Origin of the sequence: Ensifer sp. 2TAB8, from assembly GCF_052115125.1 — a bacterium.
Classification (GTDB): Bacteria; Pseudomonadota; Alphaproteobacteria; order Rhizobiales; family Rhizobiaceae; genus Ensifer.
In genome coordinates this window covers 1-14,795 of the sequence record NZ_JBFRGB010000033.1, presented here as the reverse complement: position 1 = coordinate 14,795, position 14,795 = coordinate 1, and the positions used below count along the sequence as shown (strand labels likewise).

Below are 14,795 nucleotides of genomic sequence, written 5' to 3'. Positions count from 1 at the left end.
ACCATGCACCTTCTGAAAAATCTGGCTGCGGCAACTTTGCTCACAATGATCGCAGTTCCGGCCGCAGCTGCGGACTTCGAGGTTCATATGATGAACAAGGGCCCTGACGGGGTGATGGTATTCGAGCCTGCGCTGACGAAGGTGCAGCCAGGTGACACGATCACCTTCCTTCCCACCGACAAGGGTCACAACGCTGAAACGATGAAGGGTTTGATCCCGGAAGGAGCCGAAGCCTTCAAGAGCAAGATCAACGACACTTTGAAACAGACGTTCACGGTGCCAGGAGCCTATGTGATCAAGTGCACGCCGCATTTTTCGATGGGCATGGTTGCCGTCGTCGTGGTTGGGGACTCTCCGGCGAACCTCGATTCGATCAAGTCTGCGAAACTCCCGAAGAAGGCCCGCGAACGGGTCGACAAGGCGCTTTCGCAACTCTAGGCTTGCTCCAAGAGAAAACCGGCGGGCGACGAGATCACAAAGCTCGCCGGCTTCTCCCGCACGATCGGCCGCATCGGCGTCTTGGCTTCGCCGCCCTACCGGCTCGCTCTTGCTTTTGAAGCCCGGCATTCAACAGTCGCCGAGTTTCCTCCATTGCCTGCCGGCGCGAGACCTGAACAATGACGACCGGCGTATCGACTATTTCAGAACTCGATGGGGTGCCTCACGTTCGGCTGCCACCGGCCGTTCAGTTTGCCGAGTCTGTCTGTGGCCGCCGCGCCCTCCTGGCTTTCCACTGGCCACAAGCAACCAGGGTGCAATAGCCCCGTCAGACCACTCTAATCAATGCCTCTATCGCATCCTTCCAAGATAGGGCCGCCGTTCCAATTCAGCGGATTTATGGGATTGCCTGAGTCGGAGAAGGTCCTTGCGGGTGACAAGGCCGACCAAGGTGCCGGATAGCGGATCCGTGATGGGTATCCTCGCAGCATCGGTCGCAATCATGATGTCCGCGATGTGACCAACAGTGTCGTCGGGATGCCCGATCGGGATCGAGGTGTCCGATACCTTGTCTGCCAGCATGTCGGCCCCAATGTCCGGACCTCGCTGCCACCGAAGCGCATCTGAACGCGAAACCATACCGACAAGCGCGCCGGCCCCGTCAACGACCGGATAGGTCCGGTGTGCCTCATCCGCCGCGGCGAAATGCGCACACACCTCCGCCACCGACATCGTCGCCGGCAAGGTGTCGACGGTGCTGACCATAATGTCGCGAGCCCGGGCGAACTCAAAAGGGTCGACACCGTATTCACGGCTGATGTGCTGTCCTCTCCGCGCAATCTTCTCCGTCAGGATCGAGCGCCTCAGCAGGAGCACAGTCACGGCGTAGGCGGCAATCGTGGCGGCCAGCAAGGGTATGAGCGTGCTGAGATCGCCGGTGATCTCGATCGCGAAAAACGTTCCGGTCAACGGCGCGCGCATCGTGCCACCCATCATCGCCGCCATGCCGAGAAGCGCCCAGAATCCCGGATCTCCGGGAAGCATCAAGCCCGTCAGCCATCCTAGTGCGCCTCCGAGGATCAGCAACGGCGCCAGCACACCGCCCGATGTGCCCGACGAGAGAGCGATCAGCCAGATCGTGGCCTTGACCAGGAGAATGGCGATGACCGTCGATGTTGGCCAGCTGTTTTCGAGCAGCCCCTCGATCACGTCGTAACCGACACCGAGAGCATGTGGCTCGACTAGGCCACCGAGCCCAACGGCAAGACCTCCGAGCGCCGGCCACCACATCCAGTGGATCGGGAGGCGCTCGAACAGATCCTCGATCTTGTAGAGCAGTGTCGTCAGCAGACCCGATTGAAGGCCGGCAACAGTCCCCACTCCGGCGCAAAGCAGAATCCCCCACCAGGGAAGGTCGGCCCGGAAGTGCGTTGGAAAAAGCGGTCCCGTGCCGAACAGCAGCGGTCGCCAGGAGATGGCAACGCAGGCTGAGACTGCGACGGGAATGAAGCTGCGGGGCTTCCATTCAAACAGGAGGAGTTCGACCGCAAGCATGACGGCTGCGACAGGTGAGCCGAAGATTGTCGTCATGCCGGCCGCCGCCCCTGCGACCAACAAGGTCTTTCGCTCTGCCGCACTCAAATGGAAAAACTGGGCAAAAAGCGAACCAATCGCGCCACCGGTCATGATGATCGGCCCCTCGGCCCCGAACGGGCCTCCCGTGCCGATCGAAAGCGCCGACGACAGCGGTTTCAACACGGCAACCTTCGCTGACATGCGACTGCCGCCGATAACGATGGCTTCTATCGCTTCGGGGATACCATGCCCGCGGATCTTCTCCGATCCGAAACGCGCCATCAGGCCAATGACGAGCCCTCCAACCACCGGGATCAACACCATCCAGGGCGAGAAGATCACGTCGGCTATCCGCGCTTCCCCGATGCTCACCCGCCCAAACCAGACGATGTTGGTGACGAGAGCAATCAGATTGACGAGGAACCAGGCCGCGAACGCGCCACCGGTTGCGACGATTATCGCCATTCCGATCAACAGGAGCACGCGCCGGTCGGTGGTGAAATCACCAGCTTCGCGGCGAGCAAGGCCGCCCATGAAATCGTGCTGGTGCGGACGGGAAGGTTTTGACGACATCGGGAAACCTGTGTGGCGGCTGAAGGGAGGGCGCGATCGCCCGCAGCGCACATATATCGCAATACGATATAAATCAAGTCGGTGTTGGCATCTCGTCCCGCGAGCGCTATGCACATAGCCCGTGAAACACTCCTGGTGCCAAAGTCTGTGACCAAGAAACAAGACGCACTCACCGATGCCGATTACGAGGCGCTTGCCAACCTGCGCTACGCCCTGCGGCGTTTTACGGATTTTTCGATGTCGGCAGCACAGCACGAGGGGCTCCCAAGTCAGCAACATCAGGCCCTGCTGGCCATCAAAGGCCATCGCGGCGAAGCTCCCATGACGGTCGGAGACTTGTCCGAGCGCCTGGTCGTTGCCCGGCACACCGCTTCCGAACTCGTCGAGCGGCTCGTGGGGGCCGGCTATGTCACGCGTGAGCTCGATCCGCATGACAGGCGCCGCCAGACGCTTGCGCTTACTGAGAAGGCGGAAGACATCCTTACGCGATTGAGCGCCATTCATCTGACCGAGATCCGGGAGATGGCCCCGCGCTTGATAGAGCTGCTTAACGATCTCCAGATTAAAGGCCCACTCTGAGAGCCTTTATCAACTGCGTGCGCGCAATTGCTCATCCCGGCCCAGTTCCTGCTTTGAACTATTCCGCCTTCGTCACCCGGAGAAGCGGGAGTAAACCGACGCTTTATTTATATCGCATTACGACATATATTGCAACGTGCGGGATTGTCGGAGTGCCCGATTGATCTCTTCCCGCCAAATGAGGAGCAGTTCAGTATGATCGCAAATCATGCCGCGGCGCGACAGGAACGCGTATCCAGATCATCGCAACACATTCCCATCGACTTCTGTTCGCCGACGGCGAAAATGGATCTGCTTCGCGCGCAACTTGCCGCTCGCGGCCATTCACCTGATGGCATGAGCTTGAGACTCCTCATCCTGGAATGGAGATATGACCTTCTTGTGCTCGCGAACCATCTCGGCAATTGGATGACGGAGGTCGACCGGCGATTTAGCCGGTTCAGTAACTGACTTGGCAAGCCAGCGCGACCAATCTCACCGGAAGGCTCCATGCGCCTTTTTGCCAATGGCACCCCACGCTGGCAGAACCGAGCAGGTCAACCAGATGAAAAGGCGCGAAACTGGGTCACTGCAAATTTGACGAGGGCTTGCCGGAACGGAACACAAGAGGGGAAAACAACAACATTCACCGGCGCGCTTTGCCTCACAGGCATGACCGCACCCTTTGTCTACAATGGAGCGATGATCGGCAATGTCTTCCTGACCTATGTCGAGCAAGTGCTCGCGGCGACCCTTCAGACCGGCGACAGCCAAGGGACGACGGCACGACCGAAGCTCGATGACAAGGCGTTCGAGGCCTTCATCAGGGCACGTCGTCCCGTGTCGCCGATCTGGTCGATGAGTGGCCTCAACGGCTATCTTACGGCGCTCATCATCGGCCCGAAGTTTATCGACCCACGTCAGTGGATCCCGGAACTGACTGGCCCGGAGGCCCTGAACCTGCCGATGGGAAACGACCGAGCATCGGGCCGTGCAGACCATCGTTGCGGAATACAACCGGATATCGGCAAGCCTCGCTGAAGCGCCGAAAGACCACCGGCCCCGGTTCACCCGGATCGATGATCAAGCCTTCGATGCTGATGGGAACCGGGTTCGCCCCCAAGCTGTGGCGCCCCGTCATTCGCGGCCATGCCGTCACCGGCGATATCATCGCTCCAATCCGCAAACTCAGCGAAACTAAAGGGCCTACCACCCACGAGGACGCCGCTGGCGTCGCCGAAGCGCTCGTCAATATCCGAAGATAATTCATGCCAAAGCGCGCAAAGCAGAAGTTCTGAAGCAACGGACGGCTCCTCGTCCGTCAACAGGGGAAAGCCGTGGGCTGCTCGTCGCGCTCACTGTTGGAGCGCCACTTCACATACGAGCTGCTGGGCATGGTATTGGCAGGCAACGACGAGGATTTTCGCACAATCTTTACGGAATGGTTCGGCCCGCCGGATGATAAGATCATCACCTTTTTCCAGCAGACGACGTTACCCGAATGAGGCGTCGGCGTGGGCACTATTCGATAGTACCCATGTTGCGTTTCCTCGCGTGAGAAAGACGGGCGAGAATATTTGCTGCCGCGAACCCCATCGGTACAGTGATGAACGCAGCCATGATACACATGGTCAGCGAGCGTGAATCAGCATCGGCAATTGTCGTCAGGGGCGCCAGGGCAGCGCCGACGTTTCGAGTGCAAACCCCGAGGACGATGACGCTTCGCTTCTCGTCAGGAAGGCTAGCGCAGCACAGATAGGATCCGAAGCCGAGTATGGGATAATAGAGGATCTGCGCCGCCACCGCGAAGGTGCCGAATGCACTCAGCATATCTTCCCAGTTCAGCAGGAACGCTGTGGCCAGCATGATCGCGATGTTGAAAAGCGTAAACTTCCGGACGACTGGGTGACATTGCTCGGCGAACGGTTCCGAAATACGCCGAATGGTTACCCCAAGTGCGAAAGGCAAGAGAACCAAGTACAAGAGCGGTCGAGCGATGACTTGTGTGTCCGCGTGAAGGCCAGCGATCAACCAAGGTACGACGAGCGGCATCACAAGAAGGGTACCCGTAGCGGACAACAGGATGAAAGCGGCAGCGTAGGCGGCCGCAGCATTGGCTTTCTCAGTCACGAGCGGCAAGAAGGGCGCACAGGGTGTCAAACCCAACAGCAGCAGCCCGGCTGCGTAAGGTTCGGGCATTGGGACCATGTTCACGATAAAAATGGCGGCGGCCGGTCCGACTATGAAACTGAAGAGCAAGCTCAGCATCACGAAACGGCCGTCGCGCAGCGAAAGCCAGGCGTCCTCAAGTCGAAGCTTTAACGCAACCTCGAAGAGGCTGCCCAACATGAACAAGACGAGCGTAAGCGACAGGAGAGGTTGGAGTATCTGGGCCATGAAGGGCATCTTTCAGGCAATGTCCCGCCTCTTGGCGGGGACCATCTTGCCCGTGTAAAGGCAGCTAATCTGGCACCACGTCCCACTTGTCGTCGGGATCGAAACGATCGATGAAGGGCACGATCTCTTCGGTGCTCGGCCCCAGGTCGCGTTCATAGACGATACCCTGCTGGTTGACGACGAAAGTCTTGACACCGGTTTCGGCATAGCTCACCGGCCAGGCGATCAGGGCAAAGCCGCCGATCATGTTGCCGTTGATGACATAGTCATAACGGCCGCCGGCGATGTTATCGCCCTGTGACGTCAGGATGCGGAAACGGTAGCCGAAATAGCCTTGGCCGGCCTTCGCCTTTTCCAGTACTGCTTCGCTGATCGCTTCGCCGACCGGGCTTTCGCTATCGCCCTGGTCAGCCGGCCAGTAGAGCCCGTCCGTCTGGCCCGGGCTACTGATCAGCTTCTGGGCATATTCGAGAACGCCATCGGCGTCGCGGTCCTGCGAGGCATATTCCTTCTGGGCGTCGACATAGGCCTGTACCGTATCGATCGCTTCGAGTTCGTTCTCGCCGACGCGGCGATTGATGATTTCCTCGAGCCCGACATAGGTGTCGAAGGCCCATTTGCCGTCTTCGCCCTTGGTGATCGGGAATGGCAGCGGCCAGAGCCGATCGCCGATCTGGATGATCTTGCGCCCTTCGAGATCGCGTACGATCACATTGCGGGCGGCACCTTCACGGATGAGCGCGAAAGTATCCATCGCGCCTTCACCGGCCTTCAGCTTCTCGGCGTTGAGCCCCAAAAGCTTCGCCAGACCGTCGAAATCATTGGCGGCGAGCTTCGCCTTGAATTCGTCGACCGCCTTGGCCGGGTCATCGAAGACCGGAGGATCCTCGTCCGCCGCATAGGCGTCGAGGCCGGCCGCCATTTGATCCATTGGTCCTTGTTCCGCTGGCGCCTTTGTCTGCGCGAAGGCGTTGAGCGGCACGGCGGCCAACGTGAGGGCGATCGCCGTTCCCAGGAGAAATGGATGAAAGAGCTTTGCCATGGTCGTTCTCCTATAATCCGTTCACCGTCTGCCGCCACCGCCACGGTGGATCGGCGGCCTGCCGCCGCCACGGCTCATCTGTGGCCGTCCGCCCCCGCGCTGGCCGCCACCCATGCTCTGACCGCCGCGGCGCGAGGAGTTGACCTCACGCCGTCCGGAGTTGACGTTGCCAAGCCCCGACGGCTTGTTCGGGCGATTCTGCGCCTTGGCCCCCATCTTCGGCTTTCCGGAGGGCCGGCTCACCTGCGAAGGTTTCTTGCCCTTGGAGCGGTTGATGTTCTGTTTGGTGTTACCCGCTTTCGCCTTTGCCCCTGCTTGGCGATCCGCGGGCCGGGCTGCCGGCCTCTGCTGCGCCTTCAGGCCATCAAGCGTGCTCTTGCGCACATCGCTGATCTGACCATCACCGCCGGCGGTCGGACGTGCTTTTGGCCGATCGCGGTTGATCTCGGCGGCGCGGTTGCGCAGGTTGTTGTTGCCGTTCGCCTCGATGTTGTTCTTGATGCTGTTTCGGTCGAAATGCTGAAGCTGGTCGCGGTCGAACTTGATCTTGCTGCGATCGACATTCTTCCAGTCGACGTCGTTCCACTTGACCTTGCCGTTGATGTTGTTGAAGCAATTGTTGCAGTCGATGTCGATGTCGCCGCCGTTCCAGGGTCCGCCCCAGACGCCCCAATCGTCCCAGTCGACGATCGCGGCGAAGGCAGCCCCGGTCACCGCGCCGGCGAAGAAGGCCGCACCCGGATACCAATAGGCCGGATAGGGTTCGTCATAATAGCCGATCGGCGCCGGTGCATAATTCGGCTCGTACAGCATCTCCGGCGGATACTGCGGCACGTAGATCGTTTCAGGGTTGGCTGCCTGGATGACGACATTGTCGCCCTCCTGGACCACTTTTACCTTGTCGTCCGTCTTGATGATGTTTTTGGCGACGGCCTCGTCGCGCAACTGCTGTATCGCGATCAGCACGTCCTTCTGCTGATTGGCGATCGCATCACCGAAGGACTGGGTCCAGTCGAGGTCTTCGGCCATCATCTTGACGATCTGGGGATAGTTGAGCAGCGAGATGACGCTGCCGTCCCAATCGTCCTTCGGCTTCATGTCGGGCTTCTTCTGGCGTGCCTCGAGGAACCGCTCCGCCTCGACGATCTGCAGCGGATAGAGCGCGGCAGCGGAAATAAGCGCCACCAGCTCGTCCGGATAGAGCGCGATGCGCGCGACCAGGATTTCGAGTTCGTCGTCGCTGAGCGGTTCCGGCGCTGTCTGCTGTTCAGCGGCTGGTGCAGCTGCGGTCTGCTGTGCCAATGCGGCGGGCGCTAGACTTGCTACCGCAAAAAGCGACAGCATAAATGCTGTTGCTCGACAAAGCCTGAAACTCTGCTCCTTGACCATTTTCTATCTCCGATAGGGCTGTCAGAATTGACTCTTACGCAAAATGGGGAAACTGAGATCGCCATGCGTCGCACCCCCCCCCGCATGGTCCGTTATTGCGCAGGTTTGGTACGTTGGTTTTGGGGCTGATTGTTTGGACCGTTCGCGCCAGGATCATTTTGTGATGTCGCGTTTCGGCGATTGAGGAGATACTTGTTTAGCGGCTCGCGCTGTCCATCGATCGTTCGTTGATTGATATCAACGCCGCCGTGGTAATCTCCCGAGTAAGGTTCAGCCGAGGATATGGAGACGGGCGACACCGCTACGATGGAACAAACTATCGCACAGACGACTGCTCTTACGGAACGCTTCATCGAACTCTTCCGGTATATGTTGACGTTAGTTTTTACGCCCTTCCGGCCGTCTCGTCGTTGATTGAGATCAAAAGCGCGCTTCAATCAGCCGACGTTGTAGATTGCTTGGCCCAAACATGGTCGCCGTTTGCGGTATCAATCAGTTGTGCATTGATCCGGATTTGATCCCCGGCTCGTCGAACGCTGCCCTCGACGACAAAGCGCGCGCCGAGTTCGCGTCCGATGTCTCCGCTGCGTCGGCTTTGCCTCTGTATGCGAAAGCCGAATTCCGGGCGGCGACCGCTAGGTCCGGCAGGCTGGCGAGGTCGGTGGTCAGGTCGTAAATCCTCGGTCGGGTTGCCGCTCAGATTGACAAATGGCAGCACCGCTACCGATGTGCGTTGGGGGGCAAATGATCATTGTCACCCTAAGAAAATCGCAAAAGTTCCGATCAGCAGCGCTGCAAGGCCCACCACGACAACAATGGCCCGACGGTCGCGCTTACGGGCGGCAGTCACGACCGTTCCCGCCTCGGACGGGTCGAGGAGAACGCGATAGACGCGGACAGGATCGGCTATATTTTTCAGGTGCTGCTCACCCATTGCCGAGAAGCCGACATCGGCCTTGTGCACGGCATGATCGAACGCGGTTCCGGATATGCAGATGCCGCCCGGCTGGGCGATAGTTTGTAGTCGCGCGGCTATGTTCACACCGTCGCCGTAGAAGTCATCGCCTTCGACGATGCGGGATCATCTGCAAGAATGGTCAGCCAGACGCACTTGGTGAAGAACTACTCATCATCCAGAAAGAGTTTGACGGTTTCGACGAGACGCGCGAGCGACTGGATCTTCTCGCGCTCGACAAGGCGGGCAACCTCGTTGTCATCGAGAACAAGCTTGATGACTCCGGTCGCGACGTGACTTGGCAAGCTTTGAAATACACTGCCTATGTGCACCTCACCGCGTTCCTGCACGAGCATCTTCCCCGGGAACGACGCGCAAGCGTTCACACTCGCGCACCGGTTTCAGGGCTTTGGAAGATGGCATCGGCGCGCGCAGTTGGTTTTGCGACCCCAGCGCACCGTGGCAGAAAGGTGCGGTGGAACACACCAACATGCGCATCCGCCGCTTCATGCCAGGCGACACGGATCTTGCAGCTGTATCGCAACGCAACCCCATCCAGCTTGCTCGCCATCTCAACGACCAGCCAAGAAAGTGCCTCGACTACAGAACACCGGCCGAAGTGTTCCGGGCAGATTTGCAAGAGGGGGGCTGAGCCCCTACCCTGAAAACCGGCGTGATGCACTTCTGTTAGGATGTCCCGAACGTGAACATCCTAGCAACAAGCCGAGCACTGGGCAGGCGTAGGGTCGGCTACGGGCCCGTCTTGGACATTCACGTATGCACCGTCGCTGCCTGAAGTAGACAATCCGGCAACGCGCGCGCTGGCTGTTTTGCCTGAACGAAATGGTTTAAACGTTCGAGTCGATTTTGCAATAACGGGTTAAGCGCGTGAATATCTTCCTGAGCCATAACAGCGCCGACAAAGATACGGTTCGAGCGCTCGCAATGCTTCTCGCCGGCGAGGGTATCAATCTCTTTTTTGATGAGTGGGACATTCGCCTAGGTGACCCGCTAATGGGGACGATAGAGCGCGGACTTCATGATGCCGACGTGTTCATTGTTGTTTGGTCGGCTGCGGCATCTCGATCCAATTGGGTGGACGTCGAACTCCAGACTTTCCTTCGCCGCCGCATCGACAATGACACTCTCCGCGTGATCCCCTTGATGCTGGATGAAACACCACTGCCTCCGTTGCTGGCCAACTATGCGGGCATGAACCTCATGCCAGGCAATCCCCTCAACAATACAATTGAGACGGTGGTACGGGCCCTTCTCGGCAACGAGCGAGACGTCCAGCTCGCTCAGCGCTTACAGCGCCGCTTAAACGAGCTGGCGAAAGCCAGTCTTGGCGATGACGATCATTTCGGTTGGCTCGTTTGCCCGGGCTGCGGCTCGGAGAACCTGCGTCGCGATAGTGCCACCGACGACCAGCGCGACAATACTTACTACACGATCCATTGCGAGGATTGTGGACGCAGCGACTGGACGCAGTAGCGCGTACGACCTCGTCGAAAACTGTTCCGTTTGTAACTCGGTAGCCTGCACTGACGCTACCTTTCCCGCCGGTGGACGCTGCCCCGGAACATCGATCGCCCCGGCTCGACGAAAACGGCCCAGAACTATCGTATACAATACCGGATAGCTATGTTGACAATGTTGTATTTTAGCGTTTCCTTAACAACTGGCGCACGGCATGGGTGATAAAAAGCAGACGATTGCGAGCGGCGTCGGCCTTGCGGATCAGCAACCGCTTCCGGTCGGTGTCTTCCTGGTAGGCGCGAATAAGCGACGCTGAAGTGACATTATCCCTTCGTCGAGCGACAGAGCCGCCTATCCCTTTTCCTCGCCGGCGGCGGTTTTCAACCAGCTTTCTGGCAATAAGAAGCTTGCGCCCCCGCAACTCGTTTCGCTCATATGCCTGTTGCAGTGCTTCCTGAATTGCCGCATCATCCGTGGTGGCGATATCGACCGCAACGGAAAGTGGTACCTGACCCGACTCAACGGCACGCAACAGGCGCTGTTCGCCCTGAGCCATCAAGCGGGTGACGCCTCTGACATATTCCGCCGACAATCCTGTCTTGCGCGCGATTTCGGTGTCGCTGTATTGATACTCCTTCAGACGGGCGATGTCGCGCAGGAGGTCATTTGCCGAATGCTGGCGACGGGCGCAGTTTTCGACAAGGCTCTTAATCATCGCCTCCTTGAGGTCAGCGACGATGACGAAGGCCGGGATCATTGTCTCACCCAACACTTTGTACGCCTCTAGCCGGCCTTGGCCACAAACCAGATCGAAGTCGGTCCCTTCGCCAAGCCTTTGACATTGCGTGACGGTGATGGGTCGCTTCAATCCGAGCGTCTCGATGCTGTCGACAAGCTCGCGAAAAGACTTCTTGCTACGCATCCGGGGATTAAGAACGTTGATACAGTCAACGGGGATGATTTCCACCGTATGAGTGTGTTCCTCCATCATGCGACCTCCTTGATAGGGCAACGTTCTGCCAGGGCGAAAAACGGTTCCAGATCGTCGAACAAGAATGCATCCAGCATGATACCGTTCGCCTCCGCCGTGCGGACTTTACCGCCGTCGATTTCACTCGTCGGCAGGATGAAGTAGTCGCGCACCGTCATGTTGTCGGGATTCATGCGCACCGCAATTGTGATATCGGGATCAAGTCCGCGTTCGAGACCAACGTGCCAGCGCAGCGAACCAGCAGAAGTAGAATGGCAACGGACGATAACGATGGAAACAGAGAACTCGCCGTTGACTAATAGCAAGCCGTTTCCCTTGGGTGAAACCACTGCTCCACGCTCCGTGATCCTCGCAGTGGTATCGAGGATCACGTCAGGGTGCATGGCGCGAAGCCGGCGATTGATCTCGATATACCGATAGTCCCGCTCAGGCGTATAACTGATCAGCTTGTAGGCTCGGAGCAAGCTGCCGAAGCGAGCGCTGAAAGCGCTGCTCGAGGGGCAATCCGCCGCCTCATCGATAATAATACCCGAGAGGGAGCCCACCTTTTTCAGCAGGCCCGCGAGCGCCGCGAGCATTTCCTCATCGGTCAAGCGCGCCGACCGCGCAGCAATGATCGCCCGTGCACTTTCGAACTGCTCCCGATCGACAATCGCCTCGAAAGCACCATTAGCGCGCGCCCAATGGCTCGCCTCATTCCGAACACGTTGGCGTTTCAATTTGAAGGATGCACGGTTCCAGACATTGTTGCCGATGTATTTCTCGTTGATCAGGATTTGGTGGACAGTTCCTCGGGTCCATTGCCTGCCGAGGTCGGTCTCAATGCCGCGAGCGTTGAGGACACGCGCTATCTCGTCCTCGCTTCGGCTATTCATCACGAAGTCATGATAGATAGACCGCACAATTCTGACTTCTTCGTCTGGACCGGGAACGAGGATGACACGGTCCGTCTGGAGACTCTTATGCTCGTTTCGAGCCAAAAGCGTCTTGGGCTGTCCGTTCTGATCGATCAACAACCGCCTCAAGCCAAAGCCGGCAGGCCCGCCTTGCCGATAGCCCATCCCGATCAAGCGATACTGGCCAGCGAAGACCTTGACCGAGAGAACCCTGCTGTGTTCGGCAGCCATACTGCGCTTGATCGCCTTCAGAACGTCGGAGCCGATGCTGCCATCGTTGACGAACTGTTCCGCGCAATATTCGACGCGGACGCCGGCCACGTGACACCGGAACTCATAGGATGCGCTCTCGTCTATGTTCTGGAACCTGCCCCATCGGCTGACATCGTATACGAGAACCACGTCGAATTCAGCGCGTCCACCCTCAACATCCGCCAATAACCGTTGAAGTCCTATGCGGCCTTCAATATTCAACCCACTGCGGCCAGCATCCTCATATGTCGCGACGATTTCGTATCCAGCCTCTTCCGCAAACAGTCGGATCGCGTCCTTCTGATTATCGGTGGAGTATTTCTGAAGCTCAGTCGACATGCGAACATATTGCGCCGCCAAAACCTTGGCAGACGGGTGTGCATAGTCCGACGTGGGGCGCTTCCTCTCCAAATGGGTGCCAGTCCATTATTAGACGACCAAGACTTACAAATTCTTCTATCGCTCACAAAACGAAACCATCATGTATACGGTCTTCTACTTTAGGTACCATTGATAGAAAACGAACGATTTAGTTCAATGTTTATCCCACTTCCGACGTCGCTTCCGGCTCCCGTCTTCAACTGATCGAGACGAATGCCAATTGCAGCGCGAGGCTATTCGGCCTTACACCGCCGCTTTCCTCCGGGACATCCTAGCCGAAATTCATCACGCCGATTTTTAGGGTAGGGATTCAGCTTCCATCTCGCAAATGTGTCTAGAATACTTCGGCCGGAGTCCTGTAGTCGAAGCACTTTCTTGGCTGGTCGTTGAGACGCCGAGCTAGCTGGAGGAGTTCGCGTTGCGACACGGCTGCAAGGTCGGTATCGCCTGGCATGAACCGGCGAATGCGCTTGTTGACGTTCTCGACCGCACCTTTCTGCCAGGGCGCACTGGGTCGTAGCACCTGCACCCGAAGCGCCAGCGAGGGAAAGCCACAGCGCATGTCCGTATACCCCGTCGAAAGCCAAGTTTGACCCCTGTTCTCATCGGAAACGGATTCACCGCAATGCCTCCAGGCCTCGGACAACCCGGAGCAGCGCTTCAACGTCGACATCGCGGTCCACGATCACACGGCGACCATTGGCGCCCACAACCTCCATAAGCCCACTTTGTGCCGTCGAAGAATTGGTCGACGCAACAACCGGCATGCCTGGCTCCGGGACCAACAGTGCAGGAATAAATCCTTCACTTCCGCGGCCATTGCCGAGCCGTCCGACGCGCGCTGCTCTACGCCAATCGTTCAACTGAAAGCGTGTGATTCCATGGTGACGTGCCATTGCCGTGACCAGACGCGGGGCAGAATAGCTCTCCGCCACGATCGCAAGTTTGGCCTCGATGCTAAAACGGCGACACCGCCCGCTATCGACGATCTCCATACGGCTGACTTGCGGCCGCTTCTCTATCGTTAAATCCACAGTTCCCACACTGTCTATATTGACGCCCATATAGACAGAACATCCAGCTCGCCTCACTTCTCAGCAAGGCGGCCCTCCTCTGCGGGATGGTCAAAAAGTCAGCTACGACATTGGCCAAGACCGCGAGACAGGAAAATCGCGAGCCGAAAACGTCAGATCAGCGTGAATTCCAACTGTGCAACAGTGACAATGGCGGCGGTCGCGAACTCTAATCCAACGAAAATACGCGCTGACCTTCGAAGCGAAGGTCAGCATCCACCGTTCAGTTTGTCTTGAAGCGTTCAAGCATTTCTTGAAGCAGGAAGTTTTCCTGCCGAAGCCGTTGCGCGAGCAGCGCTTTCAGACGGCGGTTCTCTTCTTCGAGTGCGGCAAGGTCGTCAATTGCTTGGGGAGTAGCGATATCCGTCCGGCTGCCAACAGGACGACCACGGCGCGCCGAGCCCTGGCGCTTCAGCTTCGTTATTTGCGGGATAGCCTTCGGGTGGTCCACTTCCAAGGGCGGGATCAGAGAAGGACCGGAAGTATCCTCGCTAGCAGTGCCGCCTTCTGTCGGGTTCGCCAGATCTGCGATTGGCGCAGCAGCCTCGATTACGGCGTCCTCGCTCGGCAAAACTTCTGCAGTGGTCTCTGGAGAAGGCAGCTCCATGCGCTGCGCCGGTTCGAACAGATGCGGTGCTTCTGTCTCCGCCGCGCGCACGAGGGCCTTGAGGTCCGTGTCACCCCAAATTGAAGACTGGCTGGTAGTCGACCGCCGGCGAGCCGATTTGACTTCGACGATAAACTTTCGCTGCTGCGGTTTCATGCGGCTCCAACGTTTAGGGGTGCGATATCAGTT

Annotated in this window: 13 protein-coding genes and 6 pseudogenes; 8 read left to right on the top strand and 11 right to left on the bottom strand. The window is 58.3% G+C overall.

All coding sequences use genetic code 11. The features are described 5' to 3' along the window. The first annotated feature begins 12 nt into the window (after positions 1–12). Complete coding sequence (locus AB4Z53_RS31655; RefSeq protein ID WP_441599308.1) at positions 13–438, top strand: pseudoazurin; 426 nt, start codon at positions 13–15, stop codon at positions 436–438. Positions 439–789: 351 nt separating this feature from the next. Here the strand turns inward: AB4Z53_RS31655 and AB4Z53_RS31650 are convergent, their stop codons facing one another. Then, positions 790–2,586, bottom strand: a complete 1,797-nt coding sequence (locus AB4Z53_RS31650) for a chloride channel protein (protein ID WP_441599280.1) — start codon at positions 2,584–2,586, stop codon at positions 790–792. 147 nt (positions 2,587–2,733) lie between these two features. Between AB4Z53_RS31650 and AB4Z53_RS31645 the strand changes: the two genes are divergently transcribed. The 4 genes and pseudogenes from AB4Z53_RS31645 to AB4Z53_RS31630 all read left to right on the top strand — a co-directional run bounded on the left by AB4Z53_RS31645 (position 2,734) and on the right by AB4Z53_RS31630 (position 4,649). Next, positions 2,734–3,165, top strand: a complete 432-nt coding sequence (locus tag AB4Z53_RS31645; protein ID WP_441599279.1) for a MarR family winged helix-turn-helix transcriptional regulator — start codon at positions 2,734–2,736, stop codon at positions 3,163–3,165. A gap of 609 nt (positions 3,166–3,774) precedes the next feature. Then, positions 3,775–3,912, top strand: a pseudogene (locus AB4Z53_RS31640) (IS630 family transposase); the annotation flags it as partial. Then, positions 3,904–4,409, top strand: a pseudogene (locus AB4Z53_RS31635) (UPF0149 family protein); the annotation flags it as partial. The pseudogenes AB4Z53_RS31640 and AB4Z53_RS31635, both read left to right, overlap by 9 nt. A gap of 72 nt (positions 4,410–4,481) precedes the next feature. Further along, the gene (locus AB4Z53_RS31630) at positions 4,482–4,649 is read left to right on the top strand and encodes a hypothetical protein (RefSeq protein ID WP_441599278.1); all 168 of its coding nucleotides are present in this window, start codon (positions 4,482–4,484) and stop codon (positions 4,647–4,649) included. Positions 4,650–4,665: 16 nt separating this feature from the next. Here AB4Z53_RS31630 and AB4Z53_RS31625 read toward each other — a convergent pair whose 3' ends face one another. The 5 genes and pseudogenes from AB4Z53_RS31625 to AB4Z53_RS31605 all read right to left on the bottom strand — a co-directional run bounded on the left by AB4Z53_RS31625 (position 4,666) and on the right by AB4Z53_RS31605 (position 9,277). Then, positions 4,666–5,541 (bottom strand): bile acid:sodium symporter, encoded by an 876-nt coding sequence (locus AB4Z53_RS31625; protein WP_441599277.1) that lies wholly within the window; start codon positions 5,539–5,541, stop codon positions 4,666–4,668. Between the two features lie 64 nt (positions 5,542–5,605). Beyond that, positions 5,606–6,583 (bottom strand): DUF2950 domain-containing protein, encoded by a 978-nt coding sequence (locus tag AB4Z53_RS31620; protein ID WP_441599276.1) that lies wholly within the window; start codon positions 6,581–6,583, stop codon positions 5,606–5,608. Positions 6,584–6,604: 21 nt separating this feature from the next. After that, positions 6,605–7,972 (bottom strand): DUF3300 domain-containing protein, encoded by a 1,368-nt coding sequence (locus AB4Z53_RS31615; protein WP_441599275.1) that lies wholly within the window; start codon positions 7,970–7,972, stop codon positions 6,605–6,607. A gap of 439 nt (positions 7,973–8,411) precedes the next feature. Then, positions 8,412–9,047, bottom strand: a pseudogene (locus AB4Z53_RS31610) (adenylate/guanylate cyclase domain-containing protein); the annotation flags it as partial. A 47-nt stretch (positions 9,048–9,094) separates the two neighbouring features. Continuing rightward, positions 9,095–9,277 (bottom strand): hypothetical protein, encoded by a 183-nt coding sequence (locus AB4Z53_RS31605; RefSeq protein WP_441599313.1) that lies wholly within the window; start codon positions 9,275–9,277, stop codon positions 9,095–9,097. Between the two features lie 44 nt (positions 9,278–9,321). Between AB4Z53_RS31605 and AB4Z53_RS31600 the strand changes: the two are divergent. Continuing rightward, positions 9,322–9,579 (top strand): annotated as a pseudogene (locus AB4Z53_RS31600) (transposase); the annotation flags it as partial. A gap of 236 nt (positions 9,580–9,815) precedes the next feature. Continuing rightward, a complete protein-coding gene (locus tag AB4Z53_RS31595; protein WP_441599274.1) occupies positions 9,816–10,421 on the top strand; it encodes a toll/interleukin-1 receptor domain-containing protein in 606 nt (201 codons plus the stop codon). Positions 10,422–10,590: 169 nt separating this feature from the next. Here AB4Z53_RS31595 and AB4Z53_RS31590 read toward each other — a convergent pair whose 3' ends face one another. The 4 genes and pseudogenes from AB4Z53_RS31590 to tnpA form a co-directional block, all read right to left on the bottom strand. Continuing rightward, positions 10,591–11,397, bottom strand: coding sequence for a ParB/RepB/Spo0J family partition protein (locus AB4Z53_RS31590; RefSeq protein ID WP_441599273.1), 807 nt, complete (start codon positions 11,395–11,397; stop codon positions 10,591–10,593). Next, positions 11,394–12,905: a recombinase family protein gene (locus tag AB4Z53_RS31585; RefSeq protein ID WP_441599307.1), complete on the bottom strand. Its 1,512-nt coding sequence runs from the start codon at positions 12,903–12,905 to the stop codon at positions 11,394–11,396. The genes AB4Z53_RS31590 and AB4Z53_RS31585 overlap by 4 nt, the downstream gene beginning before the upstream one ends. A 355-nt stretch (positions 12,906–13,260) precedes the next feature. Next, positions 13,261–13,440, bottom strand: a pseudogene (locus AB4Z53_RS31580) (IS30 family transposase); the annotation flags it as partial. Between the two features lie 103 nt (positions 13,441–13,543). Continuing rightward, positions 13,544–13,990 (bottom strand): IS66-like element accessory protein TnpA, encoded by a 447-nt coding sequence (tnpA, locus tag AB4Z53_RS31575; protein WP_441599272.1) that lies wholly within the window; start codon positions 13,988–13,990, stop codon positions 13,544–13,546. Positions 13,991–14,030: 40 nt separating this feature from the next. Between tnpA and AB4Z53_RS31570 the strand changes: the two are divergent. Continuing rightward, positions 14,031–14,126: pseudogene (locus AB4Z53_RS31570) on the top strand (cold-shock protein); the annotation flags it as partial. Positions 14,127–14,222: 96 nt separating this feature from the next. Here the strand turns inward: AB4Z53_RS31570 and AB4Z53_RS31565 are convergent. Then, positions 14,223–14,762 (bottom strand): hypothetical protein, encoded by a 540-nt coding sequence (locus AB4Z53_RS31565; RefSeq protein ID WP_441599271.1) that lies wholly within the window; start codon positions 14,760–14,762, stop codon positions 14,223–14,225. Between the last annotated feature and the right edge of the window lie 33 nt (positions 14,763–14,795).